15 protein-coding genes are annotated in these 15,351 nt (G+C 73.8%); 9 read left to right on the top strand and 6 right to left on the bottom strand.

Annotation, left to right across the window (positions count from 1 at the left end; genetic code table 11):
* Nucleotides 1–99: 99 nt before the first annotated feature.
* From GBN72_RS27590 to GBN72_RS27580, 3 genes are all read right to left on the bottom strand, one after another.
* On the bottom strand, nt 100–1,182 hold the full coding sequence (locus GBN72_RS27590; protein WP_151774662.1) for a zinc-binding dehydrogenase: 1,083 nt from the start codon (nt 1,180–1,182) through the stop codon (nt 100–102).
* 90 nt (nt 1,183–1,272) lie between these two features.
* Nucleotides 1,273–2,664, bottom strand: coding sequence for an aldehyde dehydrogenase family protein (locus GBN72_RS27585; protein WP_151774661.1), 1,392 nt, complete (start codon nt 2,662–2,664; stop codon nt 1,273–1,275).
* Between the two features lie 371 nt (nt 2,665–3,035).
* Complete coding sequence (locus tag GBN72_RS27580; protein ID WP_151774660.1) at nt 3,036–3,302, bottom strand: hypothetical protein; 267 nt, start codon at nt 3,300–3,302, stop codon at nt 3,036–3,038.
* A gap of 362 nt (nt 3,303–3,664) precedes the next feature.
* Between GBN72_RS27580 and GBN72_RS27575 the strand changes: the two genes are divergently transcribed.
* Nucleotides 3,665–5,284: a serine/threonine-protein kinase gene (locus GBN72_RS27575; RefSeq protein ID WP_151774659.1), complete on the top strand. Its 1,620-nt coding sequence runs from the start codon at nt 3,665–3,667 to the stop codon at nt 5,282–5,284.
* 154 nt (nt 5,285–5,438) lie between these two features.
* On the opposite strand, the gene GBN72_RS27570 is transcribed toward GBN72_RS27575, so the two are convergent.
* Nucleotides 5,439–6,242, bottom strand: a complete 804-nt coding sequence (locus GBN72_RS27570) for an SGNH/GDSL hydrolase family protein (RefSeq protein ID WP_151774658.1) — start codon at nt 6,240–6,242, stop codon at nt 5,439–5,441.
* 282 nt (nt 6,243–6,524) lie between these two features.
* Nucleotides 6,525–7,328 carry an SGNH/GDSL hydrolase family protein gene (locus GBN72_RS27565; RefSeq protein ID WP_151774657.1) on the bottom strand — a complete coding sequence of 268 codons (804 nt, stop codon included), beginning with the start codon at nt 7,326–7,328 and terminating at the stop codon, nt 6,525–6,527.
* Between the two features lie 605 nt (nt 7,329–7,933).
* On the opposite strand from GBN72_RS27565, the gene GBN72_RS27560 reads away from it, so the two are divergent.
* The 6 genes from GBN72_RS27560 (at nt 7,934) to GBN72_RS27535 (ending at nt 13,183) form a co-directional block, all read left to right on the top strand.
* Nucleotides 7,934–8,758, top strand: a complete 825-nt coding sequence (locus GBN72_RS27560; RefSeq protein WP_151774656.1) for a glycosyltransferase family 2 protein — start codon at nt 7,934–7,936, stop codon at nt 8,756–8,758.
* 47 nt (nt 8,759–8,805) lie between these two features.
* Nucleotides 8,806–9,828: a glycosyltransferase family 2 protein gene (locus GBN72_RS27555; RefSeq protein ID WP_281372000.1), complete on the top strand. Its 1,023-nt coding sequence runs from the start codon at nt 8,806–8,808 to the stop codon at nt 9,826–9,828.
* Nucleotides 9,821–10,687, top strand: coding sequence for a polysaccharide deacetylase family protein (locus tag GBN72_RS27550; protein ID WP_151774655.1), 867 nt, complete (start codon nt 9,821–9,823; stop codon nt 10,685–10,687). The genes GBN72_RS27555 and GBN72_RS27550 overlap by 8 nt, the downstream gene beginning before the upstream one ends.
* A 190-nt stretch (nt 10,688–10,877) precedes the next feature.
* Entirely contained in the window at nt 10,878–11,984 is a 1,107-nt protein-coding gene (locus GBN72_RS27545) for a DUF5925 domain-containing protein (RefSeq protein WP_151774654.1), read from the top strand.
* Between the two features lie 15 nt (nt 11,985–11,999).
* Nucleotides 12,000–12,752: a DUF72 domain-containing protein gene (locus tag GBN72_RS27540; RefSeq protein ID WP_151774653.1), complete on the top strand. Its 753-nt coding sequence runs from the start codon at nt 12,000–12,002 to the stop codon at nt 12,750–12,752.
* Nucleotides 12,753–12,802: 50 nt separating this feature from the next.
* Nucleotides 12,803–13,183, top strand: a complete 381-nt coding sequence (locus tag GBN72_RS27535) for an antibiotic biosynthesis monooxygenase family protein (protein WP_151774652.1) — start codon at nt 12,803–12,805, stop codon at nt 13,181–13,183.
* 258 nt (nt 13,184–13,441) lie between these two features.
* Here the strand turns inward: GBN72_RS27535 and GBN72_RS27530 are convergent, their stop codons facing one another.
* A complete protein-coding gene (locus GBN72_RS27530) occupies nt 13,442–13,831 on the bottom strand; it encodes a GntR family transcriptional regulator (RefSeq protein WP_246212960.1) in 390 nt (129 codons plus the stop codon).
* A gap of 76 nt (nt 13,832–13,907) precedes the next feature.
* On the opposite strand from GBN72_RS27530, the gene GBN72_RS27525 reads away from it, so the two are divergent.
* Together GBN72_RS27525 and GBN72_RS27520 are read left to right on the top strand one after the other, a co-directional pair.
* Nucleotides 13,908–14,837: a GNAT family N-acetyltransferase gene (locus GBN72_RS27525; protein WP_151774650.1), complete on the top strand. Its 930-nt coding sequence runs from the start codon at nt 13,908–13,910 to the stop codon at nt 14,835–14,837.
* Nucleotides 14,818–15,327, top strand: a complete 510-nt coding sequence (locus tag GBN72_RS27520; RefSeq protein WP_151774649.1) for a ribonuclease FAU-1 family protein — start codon at nt 14,818–14,820, stop codon at nt 15,325–15,327. The genes GBN72_RS27525 and GBN72_RS27520 overlap by 20 nt, the downstream gene beginning before the upstream one ends.
* The last annotated feature ends 24 nt before the right edge of the window (nt 15,328–15,351 follow it).

Below are 15,351 nucleotides of genomic sequence, written 5' to 3'. Positions count from 1 at the left end.
CAGAAGGGGCGGCTCCGCGGGAGGGGCGGCTCCGCGGGAGGGGGGCGCCGCGAACGGAGCGGCCCCTGTACGGGGGCGGCCCCGGAGCGCGGCTCCCGGTCAGAAGACGACCAGGGCGCGACCACCCTTTCCGGCGGTCATGTTGTCGAACGCGGACGGGATGTCGGCGAGGCCGATGCGGTCGGTGACCAGCATGCCGAGGTCCAGCCGTCCCGCCCGGACGTGCTCCGCCAGCACCGGCAGGTCCCGCGCCGGGTCGGAGTTGCCGTAGACGCAGCCGGCCAGCGTGCGCCCCCAGTGGAAGATCTCCAGCGCGTTGAAGGTGACCTGCTGGTCCTTGCCCCCGATGCCCACCACCGTCGTGCGGCCGCCGCGCCGGGTGGACTCCCAGGCCGCGCGGATGGTGACGGCGCGCCCCGCGCACTCCACCGCGACGTCCACGCCCTGCTTGCCGGTGAGCCCGCGGATCTCCCGGGCCGTCTGCTCGGAGGCGACGACGTAGTCCGTCGCGCCCGCCGCCCGCGCCAGTTCCTCCTTGGCCGGGGAGACGTCCACCGCGATGATCTTCGACGCCCCGGCGATCCGCGCCGCCTGGACCGTGGCCAGCCCCACCCCGCCGACGCCGTGGACGGCGACCGTCTCGCCCTCCCGCACGCGCGCCGCGTGGTGCACGGCGCCGTAGCCGGTGAGCACCGCGCACCCCAGCAGCGCCGCGTCGGCCAGCGGAACACCCTCGGGCAGCGGCAGCACGGTGTTGGCGGCGACCACCGCCTCCTCGGCGAAGGCGGCCACGTTCAGCCCGGGGTACAGATCCAGCCCGTCCGACGCCCGGCGGGCGTAGGGGGCGGTGGCCCCGTCCAGCGAGCGGGCGCACAGCCAGACCTCGCCCAGGTCGCAGGACGGGCAGCTGCCGCAGGACGGGGACCAGTTGAGCACCACCTGGTCGCCCACCGCGACATGGCCGACGCCCTCCCCCACCTCGGTCACGACACCGGCGCCCTCGTGCCCGAGGACGGCCGGCAGCGGCACCCGCATGGTGCCGTTGGCGATGGAGAGGTCGGAGTGGCACACCCCGGCGGCGACGAGCCGGATCCGGACCTGGCCGGGGCCGGTCGGGGGAAGTTCTATCTCGGTGACTTCCAGCGGCGCGCCGATCGCGGGCGCCACGGCGGCGAGAACCATGGGATGAACGCTCCTGGAAATGGGGGGACTTGGGACTGGAACGGCTCAGAACCGGTAGGGATCAGAACCGGAAGGGCTCAGAAGCGGGGCTCAGAACTGGAGGGACTTGGTCTGGAGGAACTCGGCCAGCCCGTGCGAGCCGAGTTCCCGGCCCACCCCGGAGTGCTTGTAGCCGCCGAAGGGGGCCAGCGGGTTGAACCGGCCGCCGTTGATGTCGACCTGCCCGGTCTCCAGGCGGCGCGCGAAGGCGACGGCCTCCGCCTCGTCGCCCGCCCAGACCGCGCCCGCCAGTCCGTACACGGTGCCGTTGGCGATGCGCACGGCGTCGTCCTCGTCCTGGTACTTCAGGACGGTCAGCACCGGCCCGAAGATCTCCTCCTGGGCGATGGTCATCCCAGGGGTGACGTCCGCGAAGACGGTGGGGCTGACGTGGAAGCCCTTCTTCCCGGCGGGGGCCTCGGGGCCGCCGGCCACCAGGCGGGCGCCCTCGGCCACGCCCTTCTCGATGTAACCGCGCACCCGCGCCTGCTGCTTGGCGTTGACCAGCGGCCCGATCCGGTCCCCGTACTTGGCGGCGGCCTGCGCGGCGAGCTCCACGGCCTCCTCGTACCGGTCGGCGTCGACCAGCATCCGGGTCCAGGCGCTGCAGGTCTGACCCGAGTTGGCCATCACGTTGGCCACACCCACCGCGACCGCCTTGCCGAGGTCGGCGCTGGGCAGGATCACGTTGGCGGACTTGCCGCCCAGCTCGAGGGAGACCTTCTTCAGCCCGGCCCCGGCGGTGGCGGCGATGGAGCGGCCGACGGCGGTGGAGCCGGTGAACGACACCATGTCGACGCCGTCGTGCTCGGCCAGCGCCTGCCCGGTGACCGGGCCCAGCCCGGTGACCAGGTTGAAGACACCGGCCGGCACCCCCGCCTCGTCGACCGCCTCGGCGAAGAGCTGAGCGGTCAGCGGGGTGTCCTCGGCCGGCTTGAGGACGACCGTGCAGCCCGCCGCCAGCGCGGGGGCCACCTTGGCGACGATCTGGTGCAGCGGGTAGTTCCACGGGGTGATCGCGGCGACCACGCCGATCGGCTCCTGGTACACCGTGGAGTTGCCGACCTTCTCCTCGAAGGGGAAGGAGGCGGCCAGGTCCGCGTAGGAGCCGCAGACCGCGATGGGCGAGGCGGCGTGCACCTTCTGCGAGAACCCGAGCGGTGCCCCCAGCTCCGCGGTGACGGTCTCGGCGATCTCGTCCTTGCGGGCGGTCAGCACGTCGCGCAGGGCGGCCAGCCGGGCGGCGCGCTCGGAGGGCGGCGTGGCCGCCCAGGCCGGCAGCGCGGCACGGGCGGCCCGGACCGCCGCGTCCACGTCCTCGGCCGAACCGGCCGGCACCTGGGCGATGACCTGCTCGTCGGCGGGGTTCAGGACGGCGATCGTGTCGGGCCCGGCGGCCGCCCTCCAGGCCCCGTCGATGTACATGCCGTCGTGTGCCTTCATCAGTGCGTCCTCCAGGGCGGGGCTGGGGCCCCGGCTCACGGGCCCCCCGGCCCGGGCGAAGCCGGGGGCCGGGGGGGATGCCGAGCGCTTGGGGGCGTCGTCCGCCGCTCAAGTTAGCGAGCGCTCGCTTGGGCGCGCCAGAGCGAGCGGGGCCGCTCTGGGAGGAGAGACAAGGTTCACACCACGATCGGCGGCGGCCGCACAGACCGCCGCGCGGCGGTCCATGCGGTCCGTGCGGTCCTTTCGGACCGGCGGAGGCGACAGCGCCCGGGCGGCACCATGGGAACGACGGCGCCGGCCTCCGCTGCGGGTCGAGGGGACGACGGGAGTGTCGTGTGCGCAGCGGAGAACCGGCGGTGGGGGCGGACGGCTCAGCGCCCGCCGAAGAGCGAGCGGGTCAGCCGGCGCAGCGGCGCGAAGAGCGACACCCGCTGGACCCGGTGCCCCTTGCCGCGCTCCCGCGGCACGTCACGCGCCGTCAGCTCGCGCATCAGCGAGGTGGCCTCCACCGTCTCGCGCTGAGGTATGGCGGGGCCCGAAAGCACCGACAGATGGCGGTCGAGGCGCGAACTGCTCGCGCTGCTTCCGCAGGTGATCGCAGGGACTCGCGCCCTGTTACGCATCGTTATCTGTTCCATGACACTCCCCACCCGTACGAGTCCACCCGGCCCGGGCAGGGCAACCCTATCGCCCTTGGTGGGGGATGGCGCATCTCGATCACAGAATTCACCTTTTCCGCAAGACGGTTGACAACTCCTCACCCGATGCATGAGGTTTCAGGGCGAGTTGGACACCCGGCACAGCGGCCGGCCGGACCTCGCCACCAGGATCGCAGGTCACCGCGGGTGACGCCCGTCGCGCATCCCCCGCCCCGCGGGCGGGCAGAACACCGGGGAGGCCACGCCCCGGCAGTCCCCGTACCCCCGTGGAACGTTCCGAAAAGCGTTCCCGGGGTGAACCGGTCACCCGGTCACCCGGTCCTGGAGAGAAGAGGTGAGCCATGACGGAGGAACCGGACGCGGAACGCCTCGTCTCCGGCCGTTACCGCCTGCTGTCCCCGCTCGGCAGCGGCGGGATGGGCACGGTGTGGCGGGCCCGCGACGAGGTGCTGCGCCGCGAGGTGGCCGTCAAGGAGGTCCGCGCGCCGGCCGGACTGCCGGACGACGAGGTCGAGCGCATGTACGCCCGGCTGGAGCGGGAGGCCTGGGCGGCGGCCCGCATCTCGCACCGCTCGGTGGTGACGGTCTACGACGTGGTCACCGACGGCGGGCGCCCCTGGATCGTGATGGAGCTGGTCCGCGGCCTGTCACTGTCCGACGTGCTGGAGGCCGAGGGCGCGCTGCCCCCGGCCCGGGCGGCGGCCGTCGGGGCGGACGTGCTGGCCGCGCTGCGGGCCGCGCACGAGGTGGGGGTGCTGCACCGGGACGTGAAACCGGCCAATGTGCTGATCTCCAACGACGGCCGGGTGGTCCTCACCGACTTCGGCATCGCCACCCTGGCCGGGGACACGGCGCTGACCCGCACCGGCGAGGTGATCGGCTCCCCCGAGTACCTGGCGCCGGAACGTGCCCTCGGCCGCCCGTCGGGCCCCGAGGCGGACCTGTGGTCGCTGGGCGTGCTGCTCTACGCGGCGGTCGAGGGCAGCTCCCCGTTCCGGCTCGACACCCCGCTGTCCACGCTGCGGGCGGTGGTGGACGAGCCGCAGGCGCCGCCCCGCTGGGCCGGACCGCTGGCCGGGGTGATCGACGGGCTGCTGCGCAAGGACCCGGCGCGGCGGATCACCGGGGAGGCGGCCGAGCGGCAACTGCGCCTGGTGGCCGCGGGCGGCGACCCCGGACCGGCGGCGTCCGCCGGCGCCACCGCCGCGACGGTCCCCCTCCCGCCGGGCGACGGCAGCCCGCGCCGCGGGACCGGGCACCACGTCGCCGCGCCACCGCCGCCGCCTCCCCCGCGCCGCTTCGACGAGACACGGCGCCCGGACGACGACCGCGGCGGGGACGGGGCGCGGACCGCCCTGGTGGTGGGTGTGCTGGTGCTGGCCCTGCTGGTGGCGGGGCTGGCGTGGAAGCTGGCGGACCGCGGGGACGATCCCTCCGACCCCGGCGCCTCGGCGACCTCGGGCGCCGGCACACGCAGCGCCGAGCCGTCCTCCGGGAAGGGTGACGAGCCGAGCCCTTCCCCCTCCGCGACGTCGGCGAGCCCGAGCCCGTCCCCCTCGACGCAGCCGGCCCAGTCGGTGCGGGTCACGGTGACCGGCTCGCACACCGAGTACGGCGGCGCCTGCCCGCCTCCGGCGGAGCAACGGCCCTCCCTGACCGCCTCGTTCACGGTGGGCCGGCTGCCGGCCGAGGTGCGCTACCGCTGGGTGTCCGACGGGCTCGACCACGCGGTGGACGAGGGATGGCGGACGCTGGCCTTCGTTGAGGGCGGGGAGACCGCCCGGGAGGAGCGGGTCCAGCTGAACCTGGACGGCGTGGAGGGGGCACTGGAGGGGGCCGTGCACGTCGAGGTCGACAAGCCGCTCGAGGCGACCTCGAACTCCGTGTCCGTCGCCGTGGTGTGCGAGCCCCCGGACCACTCGGAGGAGCCCTCCCCCGATCCTGACGAGGGCGAGGACTGATCCCGCAGACCGGTCCGGGGACCGTCCGGGGACCGGTCCCGGGTGGCAGGTCCGGGGACCGGTCCCGGGCGGCAGGTCCCGGGGGCCGGTGCCCGGGAACGGCAGCGCCCCCGGGCCCGGTCGGGGCACGGGGGCGCGGTCACGGCCGTCCGCGTCAGTCGTTGGCGTTCAGGACGGGCAGGTAACCGCCCGACTGGCCCGCCGCCTTCGGGTGGTAGGACTCACCGATGGACGTGATGTTCACGCTGTGCAGCCAGGAGTCGCCGGAGCAGAGCTCGTGCCCGGTGAAGGTGGGCCGGACGTCACCGAAGCGGAACCCGTAGGCCGAGGCACGCCCCGACGTGGTCGAGTTGAGCAGGTCGGCCGCCTGGTTGATCGCCGTGCGCTTGGTGTCGGAGAGACCGGCGCAGATCGCCGCCACGTTGTAGAACTTCGGGTAGCCCAGGACGACGACCCGGGCGTTGGGGGCGCGGTTCTTGATGTCGGCGTACAGCGCGTTGAGGTTCCCGGGCAGCGTCGACGTGATGTAGCTGCGCGCCGTGGCGATCCGGTTGAGGCAGGTCGTGTCGCTGCTGATCACACAGGTCTGCATGACGTCGGCGAACCCGGCGTCGTTGCCGCCGGCGCTCACGGAGACCAGGGCGGTGCTCGAGTTGAGCGGGGCCAGCTGCGAGCTGCGCACCGAACTCGTCGTCGCGCCGGAACAGGCCATGAAGGAGAAGGCCGAGGGCTGGTTCGCGTTGGCCCACAGCTGCGGGTACGCGAGGTTGCTGCGCTTGCAGTTCCCGCTGGACGTCTGGTAACTGCCCGCTCCCACTCCTGAGGAGTAGGAGTCGCCGAGCGCCACGTACGCGCCGGCGGCCTGGGCGGACGCCTGTGCGGCCGCCGCACCGGTGAAGGCGAGGGCCACGGCGAGAAGGAAAGAGCTCACAACTGCGGACGCGCGAACACGTCTCATGGGGGGGCCTCCATGGTCTGCGAAATTCCTGCGGGAACTGTGACAGCTACGCGCGTTGACGGGAAGTGCTCATGTCAAAAAATTCATCTGCCGGAGCCGCCTTTTCTCCGCGTGGACGGAAGGATGACACCGGCCGGGACGATGATCCCGTACCGAATCCCGACGAATGCTCAGGCGCGGCGCATTCGCCGCCGATCGGTCACAGGCGGAGGGAAACGGACCGAACGCCACGGCCCCCGCGCCCTGAACGGGCGACGGGGGCGCGGCCGCTCGCCGGGGACGTCAGTCGTTGGCGTTCAGGACCGGGAGGTAACCGCCGGACTGGCCGGCCGCCTTCGGGTGGTAGGACTCACCGATGTTCGTCCAGTTCACGCTGTGCAGCCAGGAGCTGCCGGAGCAGATCTCGTGCCCCGAGAAGGTGGGGCGGACATCCCCGAAGGCGAACCCGTGGGCCGAAGCACGCCCGGCGATGACGGAGTTCAGGTGGTCGGCCGCCGCGTTGATCGCCGAACGCTTGGTGTCGGAGAGGCCGACGCAGACCGCCGCGACGTCGTAGAACTTGGGGTAGCCCAGGACGACGACCCGGGCGTTGGGGGCGCGGTTCTCGATGTCGGCGTACAGGGAGTCGAGGTTCCCCGGCAGCGTCGAGGTGATGAACGACCGCGCCGAGTTGATCCGGTCGACGCACACCGAGTTCGAGCTGATGACGCAGGTCGTCATGACGTCCGCGAACCCGGCGTCGTTGCCGCCGGCGGTCACCGAGACCAGGGCGGTGTTCGCGTTGAGCGGGGCCATCTGCGAGCTGCGCACCGAACTCGTCGTGGCTCCCCCGCAGGCCACGAACGAGAACGAGGACGGCGAGTTGGCGTTGGCCCAGAGCTGCGGGTACGCGTTGGTGCTGCGCTTGCAGTTGCCGCTCTCGGCCGTGTAACTCCCGGCCCCCACACCGGAGGAGTACGAGTCACCGAGCGCGACGTACGCTCCGGCCGCCTGGGCGGACGCCTGTGCCGCGGCCGCGCCCGTGAAGGCGAGGCCTACGGAGAGGAGGAACGAGCTCACGACGGCGGACGTACGGAAACGTCTCATGGGTGGAGCCTCCCTGGTCTGCAGTTGTCTCTGCCTGAACTGTGGTACCAGCTACACGCGTTGACAGGAAGTGGGCATGTCAACAAACCATGCGACGACGTCTCGTCACGGCGGTGATCCCCCACCCAATCCCCGATGAACCATCAGTTAACGCGTGTCACGTGCGAATTCGGCATCTTGACCGCCGTCCCGTCATTGCGTCAGATTGGGCCCGTCATCCGGCGATCGGGTCGGTAAACGGACGGAACGCCTCATCCCGGCAAACCGTCGGATCACCTTTCAGGTATTGCGATTACCGACCAATTGCCAATATCGTCATACATCTCATACGCACCGGTCCGTCGTTGTGCGGTTCAGGGGGAGGGCTCGGAGCCAGGACGGACAGGGGCGGTCGCGCGGTAGGGGGGTGCTCGATGACACGACCGGTCCTCGAGTCGTGCCGCGCGCCCGGGCTCCGGCCAACGGGGCCCGGACAGTTCTGCCGGCTCACCCGGCACGCGTGGAGATCCCTTCCTGCATGCCGTAGGTGAGAACCCCCCTTTCGAACCGGACTCACAGCGGCCGCCCGGGGGTGGGCGGTCCGCCGGACGAGAGGGACCAGACCCATGAGCGCAGTGCTGCCCCCGGTCACACCGGGGCCCGACATCTACACGGCGGCGGACCGGTACCGGCCGATCACCTCGCACCTGGCCATCGCTCCACCGGTCAGCGTGGTGATCCCCGCCATGAACGAGGCGGAGAACCTTCCGTACGTCTTCAAGACCCTGCCGGACTGGATCCACGAGGTGGTCCTGGTCGACGGCGACTCCACCGACGACACCGTGGCCGTGGCCTGTGAGCTGTGGCCGGACGTCAAGGTGGTGCGGCAGACCGGCAAGGGCAAGGGGGACGCCCTGATCGCCGGGTTCGCGGCCTGCACCGGCGACATCGTCGTCATGATCGACGCGGACGGCTCCGCCGACGGCAACGAGATCGTCAGCTACGTCTCGGCCCTGGTCTCCGGCGCGGACTTCGCCAAGGGGTCACGGTTCGCCAACGGCGGCGGCACCGACGACATGACCTTCGTCCGCAAGCTGGGCAACCGCATGCTGTGCGCGGCCGTCAACCGGAAGTTCGGCGCCCGCTACACCGACCTCTGCTACGGCTACAACGCCTTCTGGCGTCACTGCCTGGACCGGATCGACCTGGACTGCACCGGGTTCGAGGTCGAGACCCTGATGAACATCCGCGTCGTCAAGGCCGGTCTCAAGGTGCAGGAGATCCCCAGCCACGAGTACCTGCGCATCCACGGCGTCAGCAACCTGCGGGCGGTCCGGGACGGGTTGCGGGTGCTCCGGGTGATCCTGGCGGAGCGGTCCAACCGCCGGGCCCTGCGCGGGCGTTCGCGCCCGTCGCCGATGCTCGGCGCGACCCCCGGCGAGGTGTCGTGACGAGGCCCGCCGCACACGACAGGAGCGGGCTGCCGGCCGGCCCGGCACTGCCGGAGATCTCGGTGGTGATCTGCGTCTACACCGAGGACCGCTGGGCGGACATCCTCGCCGCGGTGGCATCGGTGCGGGCGCAGTCCCGGCCCGCCCTGGAGACCCTGCTGGTGGCCGACCACAACCCGGTGCTGCGGGAGAGGCTCGAGCGGGAGTACAAGGACGAGCCCTCGGTGCGGGTGGTCGCCAACGCCGGCCCGCGCGGCCTGTCCGCCGGGCGGAACACCGGCATCGCCGAGGCCCGGGGGGAGGTGGTCGCCTTCCTGGACGACGACGCGGTGGCCGACCCGAGGTGGCTGCGCCACTTCGCCGAGGCGTACGACGACCCCCGGGTGATGGCGGTCGGGGGCCGCACCGAGCCCGCCTGGGAGTCGGGCCGCCGGCCTCCCTGGTTCCCGGAGGAGTTCGACTGGGTGGTGGGCTGCACCTACCGCGGCCTGCCGCCCGGCCGGGTGCGGGTGCGCAACGTGCTGGGCGGCAACGCCTCGTTCCGGCGCACCGCCTTCGAGGCGGCCGGCGGCTTCGCCACGGGCATCGGACGGGACGGCGACCGGCGGCCGCTGGGCTGCGAGGAGACCGAGCTGTGCATCCGCCTCGCCCGCGCGCTGCCCGGGGCGGTGCTGCTGATCGACGACCGGGCGGTCATCCACCACCGGGTGCCCGCGGCGCGGGAGCGGTTCGGCTACTTCCGGACCCGGACCTATGCCGAAGGACTCTCCAAGGCGCTGGTCGCCCGGAGCGTGGGCGTGGACAAGGGGCTGGAGTCCGAACGCCGGTACGCCACCCGGGTGCTGCCCGCCGGGGTGGCCCGCGGCCTGGCGGACGCGGTGCGCGGCCGGCCGGGAGGGGCCGGCCGGGCCGGGGCGATCGTGACCGGGGCCCTGGTCACGGCGGCCGGCTACCTGACCGGCACGGTGCGCGTCCGGCGGGAGGGCGCGAAGTTCGCCGTCCCTCCGTCCCCCGTGGCGCGGGGCCGGGGTGACGGTCCGGCCGGCGAGGGGGCGGCCGGACATGACTGACCTTCACCAAGGCGGCGAAGGCGCCGGACGGGACGCGGACGGCCCCGGGCGGTCCGGCCCGCCCGGGCCGGGCGCCGGCCGGGCCGTCCCGGTACTGATGTACCACGCGGTCGCCGACGCGCCGAACGCGGCCGCACGGGGGCTGTCGGTCACCCCGGCCGCGTTCGCCGGCCAGCTGTCGGTGATCGCCGCCGAGGGCTTCACCCCCGTGGACACCGCCACCCTGGCCGCCGCCTGGCGCCACGGGGGGCCCCTGCCGGAGCGGCCGGTGCTGATCACCTTCGACGACGGGTACGAGGGGGTCCACCGCCACGCGCTGCCGGAACTGGCCCGGCACGGCTTCCCGGCCACCGTCTTCGTGACCACCGGCTGGCTGCGCGGGGAGCACGACGCCGGGGGCGCCCCGGACGCCATGCTGGACTGGGACCAGGTCCGCGAACTCGCCGCCTTCGGCGTGGAGATCGGCGGGCACAGCCACACCCATCCGCCGCTCGACCTGATCGGGGAGGAGGCGCTGGCCAGGGAGCTGGGCCTGTGCCGGGCCGTCGTCGCCGGCCAACTCGGCTCCGCGCCCGCGTCGTTCGCCTACCCGTACGGCCACTCCACGCGCCGGGTCCGCCGGGCGGTCCGGGAGGCGGGCTTCGCCCAGGCCCTCGCCGTCGGCAACGGCCTGGCCCGGCGGGCGCAGGGACCGTACGCCCTGCGCCGGGTGACCGTGCGGCGGAGCACGGGGGCCGGGGAGTTCCTCCGGCTGCTCCACGGGCACGCCCTGGGGCGGAACTTCGCCGTCGACCGGGCCCTCACCAAGGGCTACGCGGCGGTGCGGGCGGCACGGCGGCTCGTCCCGCGCGCCGGCTGACCCGGGCAAGGGGTTCGCGTGCCGGTTCCGGCGTCCGGCACGCGGACCGCCTGCCCGGAGCCGGCACGTGCGTCTCCGGCGGCGCCCGGAACCGGCCGGGGCGTCTCCGACGGCGGCCGGGGCGCCTCCTGCGGGCGCCGATGAGAGAAAGGCCGTGCGTCCGCGGCCGATCCCACGGATCATGGACCCCATGGCCGAGAACCCTCACGCCCCTGTGCCCATCCGGCTCGCCCTCGACGACGGCGACTCCCCGATCGACGTCATCGACGCCCTGTTCCTCCAGCGCTTCACCACCGGCGAGCAGCCGTACTCCCGCACGGTGAGCATCGACCGGGTCCGGCCCGGCGCCCAGCTGGTGCCGGACGACGCCCGTGTCGTGCGGCAGGCCAGCAGCGACAAGCAGCGGTCCACCCTGGCCGAGGGCGACGGCTGGACCCTGCGGGTCTCCACCGCCCAGTGGGGCAGCGGCACCCACGTCTCGGTGACGGCGACCACCGAGGAACTGGCGGAGTCGGTGGTCCACCGCTGCACCGACGGCGTGGAGATGGAGCCGGAACCGGTCCCCGAGGAGGTGACCATGGGGTTCTGGCACCTCTCCCCGCGCCGCGGCCCGCTGCGCATCACCCGGCAGATCTCCGCCGCCACCTGGGACGAGGTCCGCGCCAACTACACCGCCCCGGTGGCCGAGGCGATGGACTCGCTGATGAAGACCACCCCCGAGGACATCGCCGGCCGCCTCCTGCTGCTGCACGGCCCGCCCGGCACCGGCAAGACCACCGCGCTGCGCACCCTGGCCCGCTCCTGGCGGGACTGGTGCCAGGTGGACTGCGTGCTCGACCCGGAGCTGCTGTTCTCCGACGCCGGTTACCTGATGAACATCGCCATCGGCGAGGACGACGACGACGAGGACGGCGAGGGCCGCTGGCGGCTGCTCCTCCTGGAGGACTGCGACGAACTGGTCCGCGGCGAGGCCAAGCACGTGGCCGGCCAGGCGCTGTCCCGGCTGCTCAACCTGACCGACGGTCTGCTGGGCCAGGGCCGCAAGGTGCTGGTCGGCATCACCACCAACGAGGACCTGGAGCGTCTCCACCCGGCCGTGGTGCGCCCCGGCCGCTGTCTGGCGCGGATCGAGGTCGGCCCGCTCACCCGGCGGGAGTCGGTGGAGTGGCTGGGCACCGAGGAGGGCATCGGCCGGGACGGCGCCACCCTGGCGGAGCTGTACGCGCTGCGGCGCGGCACCTCGCCGACGTCGCTGCCGGAGCCGCGGGCCGGGGAGGACGCGGGGCTCTACCTGTAGTGCTTTGATGGCGGTATGACCGTCTACGTCGGCACCTCGGGCTGGCAGTACAAGGACTGGCGCGGCGTGCTCTACCCGGAGGGCACGCCCGTGCGGCGGTGGCTGGAGGAGTACGCCGCACGGTTCGCCACCGTGGAGAGCAACAACGCCTTCTACCGGCTGCCCTCCCGCGAGACCTTCGCCGGCTGGCGGGAGCGGACGCCCGGGGACTTCACGGTCGCCGTCAAGGCGAGCCGGTTCCTGACGCACGTCAAGCGGCTGAGGGATCCCGCCGAGCCGGTGGAGCGCCTGCTCGGCCACGCGGGCGGCCTCGGCGACCGGCTCGGCCCGGTGCTCCTCCAGCTGCCGCCGACCCTGCGCGCCGACGCCGGCCTGCTCGACGCCTGCCTGGCCTGCTTCCCGTCCGGGGTGCGGGTCGCGGTGGAGCCGCGGCACGAGTCGTGGTGGACGGACCGGGTGCGGGCGGTGCTGGAGGACCGGGGCGCCGCGCTGTGCTGGGCGGACCGCGGTTCCCGGCCGGTGACCCCGCTGTGGCGCACCGCCGGCTGGGGTTACCTCCGGCTCCACGAGGGCCGGGCCCGGCCCTGGCCGCGCTACGGCGCCCGCGCCCTGCGCACCTGGGCGGAACGGGCCGCCTCCGCGTATCCGTCGGGCGACCTCCACGTCTACTTCAACAACGACCCGGGCGGCGCCGCCGTCCACGACGCCGTCCGCTTCGCCCGGGCGGCCCGGTCGGCGGGCCTGCAGGTGACCCGGACGCCGCGCTAGTCACCGGAAAGCGGTGGAGCGCCGCTGCGCGTCCGCCCTAACGTGGCCCCATGAACGATCACTCCGCAGCGTCCTCCGCGCCCGTCCCGGCCTTCGAACCCCCTTACTACGCGGTGGTGTTCACCTCCGTGCGCAGCCAGGAGCAGGACGGCTACGGCGAGACCGCCGCGCGGATGGAGGAGCTGGTGAAGGACGTCCCCGGGTACCTCGGGATGGACCACGCGCAGACCCCCGGCGGGCCGGCCATCACCGTCGGGTATTTCCGCGACGCGGACGCCCTCACCCGGTGGCGGACCGACGCCGAGCACCGCGCGGCGCAGCGGCGCGGACGGGACGAGTGGTACGAGAGCTACACGCTGCACGTGGCGAAGGTGGAGCGGAGCCACGGTTTCTCCCGCGCCGGGGCCCGGCGGGACCCTGCGCGGGACTGACCCGCGCGGCCCGTGCCGTGACGGCCACCGCGCGGCGCCGGCCGTGACGGTCGGCACGCGGCACCACTCGTGACCGTCGACACCCGGCACCGGCCGTGCGGATCGGCACGCGGCGGTCGGCGCGCGGCGGTCGACAGGCGGCGACAGTCACGGCGGTCAACGCGCTTTGCCGGCCGCGGCCGTCGGCGTGCGGCGCCGGCCGTGACGGTCGGGCACGCGGCGCCGGCCGTGAGGGTCGGCACGCGGCGTCGGTGGCGGTCAGTGCGCGGTCCCGTCGTAGACCGCGCGCACCGCCTCCTCGGCCGCGCGGCGCGCCGCCTCCGCGTCCAGTCCGAGCCGCCGGGCCCGCTCCGCGTACTCCCGGGCCGCCGCGGCCACCGCCCGCTCCGCCGCCGCCCCGGCCGCGGCCACGAAGGTGCCGTTGCGTCCCCGGGTCTCGATCACCCCGTCCGCCTCCAGCGCCCGGTACGCCTTGGCCACGGTGTTGGCCGCCAGCCCCAGCGTCTCGGCCAGGCCGCGCACGGTCGGCAGCCGGTGCCCCACCGGAAGGGCGCCGGAGCGCGCCTGTTCGGAGATCTGCGCCCGCACCTGCTCGTAGGGCGCAAGGCTGCCGGCTCGGTCGTCGATACGGATCCTCAGGCTGCTCACACCCGGATTCTGCCGCACCCGGCCACGGCCGGAAAATGAAGGGCGGCCCACCGCCCTCTCGCGTACCGTCCCCGCCATGACCGTCTCCGTACGCGCCATCCGGCCGGGCAACCGCGGCGACGCCGAGGCCTTCGCCCGGATCCGGATGCTGGCGCTCCCGTACGTCTTCTTCACCGCCGACTCGGTCGAGCACGTGCTGGCCCGGCTCCATCCGGACAGCCACTACACGGCCCTGCTCGCGGAGGAGGACGGCGAGGCGATCGGCACCGCCCAGCTCTCCCTGGCCCACGAGAGCCCCGAGCCCGGGCAGGCGCTGCTCAACGTCTACGTCCACCCGGACCGCACCGGCCGCGGCGCGGGCACCGCCCTGGTGAACGCCGGTGAGAAGCGGCTCGCCGAACTGGGCGCGCACAAGGTGTTCTCCTGGGTCCTCGACGAGCCCGCCCACCGCGTCTTCGCGGACCGCCGCGGCTACCGGCCCGGCAGCACCGCCCAGTTCCTGCGCCTGGACCTCGCCCGGGCAGAACTGCCGCCGGTGCCCGCCCCGCCGCCGGGCGTCGAGCTGCGGACCGTCGCGGACTTCGCGGACGACCCGCGGCCCGTCTTCCTGCTGGACGCGGAGTGCACCGCCGACGAGCCCGGTGACGTGGACTACGTGTTCGACGACTTCGAGACCTGGCTCGAGGAGACCTGGCACCATCCGCTCCAGCGCCACGACCTGGCCACCGTCGCCGTCGTCGACGGCCGCCCCGTGGCGTTCACCGCGGTCCGCACGGACGGCGGCACCCGCTACGGCACCGGCATGACTGGCACGGCCCGCGCCCACCGCGGCCGGGGCCTGGCCAAGCTGGTGAAGGCGGATTCCCTGCACCGTGCCCGGGCGGCCGGCTTCACCGAGGCGCACACCGGCAACGACGCCGGCAACGAGCCCATGCTCGCCGTCAACCGGTGGCTCGGTTACCAGGTCTGCGCACAGGAGGTCCACCATGTCCGCGAACTCGGCTGAGGCCGCGCCCGGCCCGGAGCGGGTCGACGTGGTGCTGCACAAGGCGGGGCGCCTCAAGATCCGTTACCCGGCCGAGCTGCTCTCCGACGACGGCGTCCGGGTCGTCGTGCGCGCCGAGTGGGCGAGCGAGGGTGTCCGGGACTTCGGCTTCGTGCGGTTCGAGCCGGGCGACCTGTTCACCGAGTGGTACTGGCGGGACCGCTGGTACGCGGTGAAGGAGGTCCGGGACCCGTCCGGCGCGCTCAAGGGCTGGTACTGCGACGTCACCCGCCCCGCCGAGCGCACCGGCGGCGAGGTGGTCGTCGAGGACCTGGACCTGGACCTGTGGCGGTCCGCCGACGGCCGGCAGGTGCTGCGGCTGGACGAGGACGAGTTCGCGGCGAGCGGGCTGCGCGAGCGGGACCCGCACGCCGCCGAACGCGCCGAGGCCGCCCTCGACGAGCTGGAACTGCTCGCTCGCGAGGACGGCTTCGGTTCACTGCTCGCCTGAGGGCCGGTCACCGGCCCGGGGCGT

The sequence above is a fragment of the Streptomyces abyssomicinicus genome (assembly GCF_008974245.1).
GTDB lineage: Bacteria > Actinomycetota > Actinomycetes > Streptomycetales > Streptomycetaceae > Streptomyces > Streptomyces abyssomicinicus.
Note: the sequence above shows the minus strand (reverse complement) of the source record. Positions and strands in the feature narration are given on the sequence as shown.

Coding starts and splice junctions, on each gene's coding strand:
- GBN72_RS27590 (WP_151774662.1), bottom strand. CDS start 1,182: ATGGTTCTCGCCGCCGTGGCGCCCGCGATCGGCGCGCCGCTGGAAGTC.
- GBN72_RS27585 (WP_151774661.1), bottom strand. CDS start 2,664: ATGAAGGCACACGACGGCATGTACATCGACGGGGCCTGGAGGGCGGCC.
- GBN72_RS27580 (WP_151774660.1), bottom strand. CDS start 3,302: ATGGAACAGATAACGATGCGTAACAGGGCGCGAGTCCCTGCGATCACC.
- GBN72_RS27575 (WP_151774659.1), top strand. CDS start 3,665: ATGACGGAGGAACCGGACGCGGAACGCCTCGTCTCCGGCCGTTACCGC.
- GBN72_RS27570 (WP_151774658.1), bottom strand. CDS start 6,242: ATGAGACGTGTTCGCGCGTCCGCAGTTGTGAGCTCTTTCCTTCTCGCC.
- GBN72_RS27565 (WP_151774657.1), bottom strand. CDS start 7,328: ATGAGACGTTTCCGTACGTCCGCCGTCGTGAGCTCGTTCCTCCTCTCC.
- GBN72_RS27560 (WP_151774656.1), top strand. CDS start 7,934: ATGAGCGCAGTGCTGCCCCCGGTCACACCGGGGCCCGACATCTACACG.
- GBN72_RS27550 (WP_151774655.1), top strand. CDS start 9,821: ATGACTGACCTTCACCAAGGCGGCGAAGGCGCCGGACGGGACGCGGAC.
- GBN72_RS27545 (WP_151774654.1), top strand. CDS start 10,878: ATGGCCGAGAACCCTCACGCCCCTGTGCCCATCCGGCTCGCCCTCGAC.
- GBN72_RS27540 (WP_151774653.1), top strand. CDS start 12,000: ATGACCGTCTACGTCGGCACCTCGGGCTGGCAGTACAAGGACTGGCGC.
- GBN72_RS27535 (WP_151774652.1), top strand. CDS start 12,803: ATGAACGATCACTCCGCAGCGTCCTCCGCGCCCGTCCCGGCCTTCGAA.
- GBN72_RS27525 (WP_151774650.1), top strand. CDS start 13,908: ATGACCGTCTCCGTACGCGCCATCCGGCCGGGCAACCGCGGCGACGCC.
- GBN72_RS27520 (WP_151774649.1), top strand. CDS start 14,818: ATGTCCGCGAACTCGGCTGAGGCCGCGCCCGGCCCGGAGCGGGTCGAC.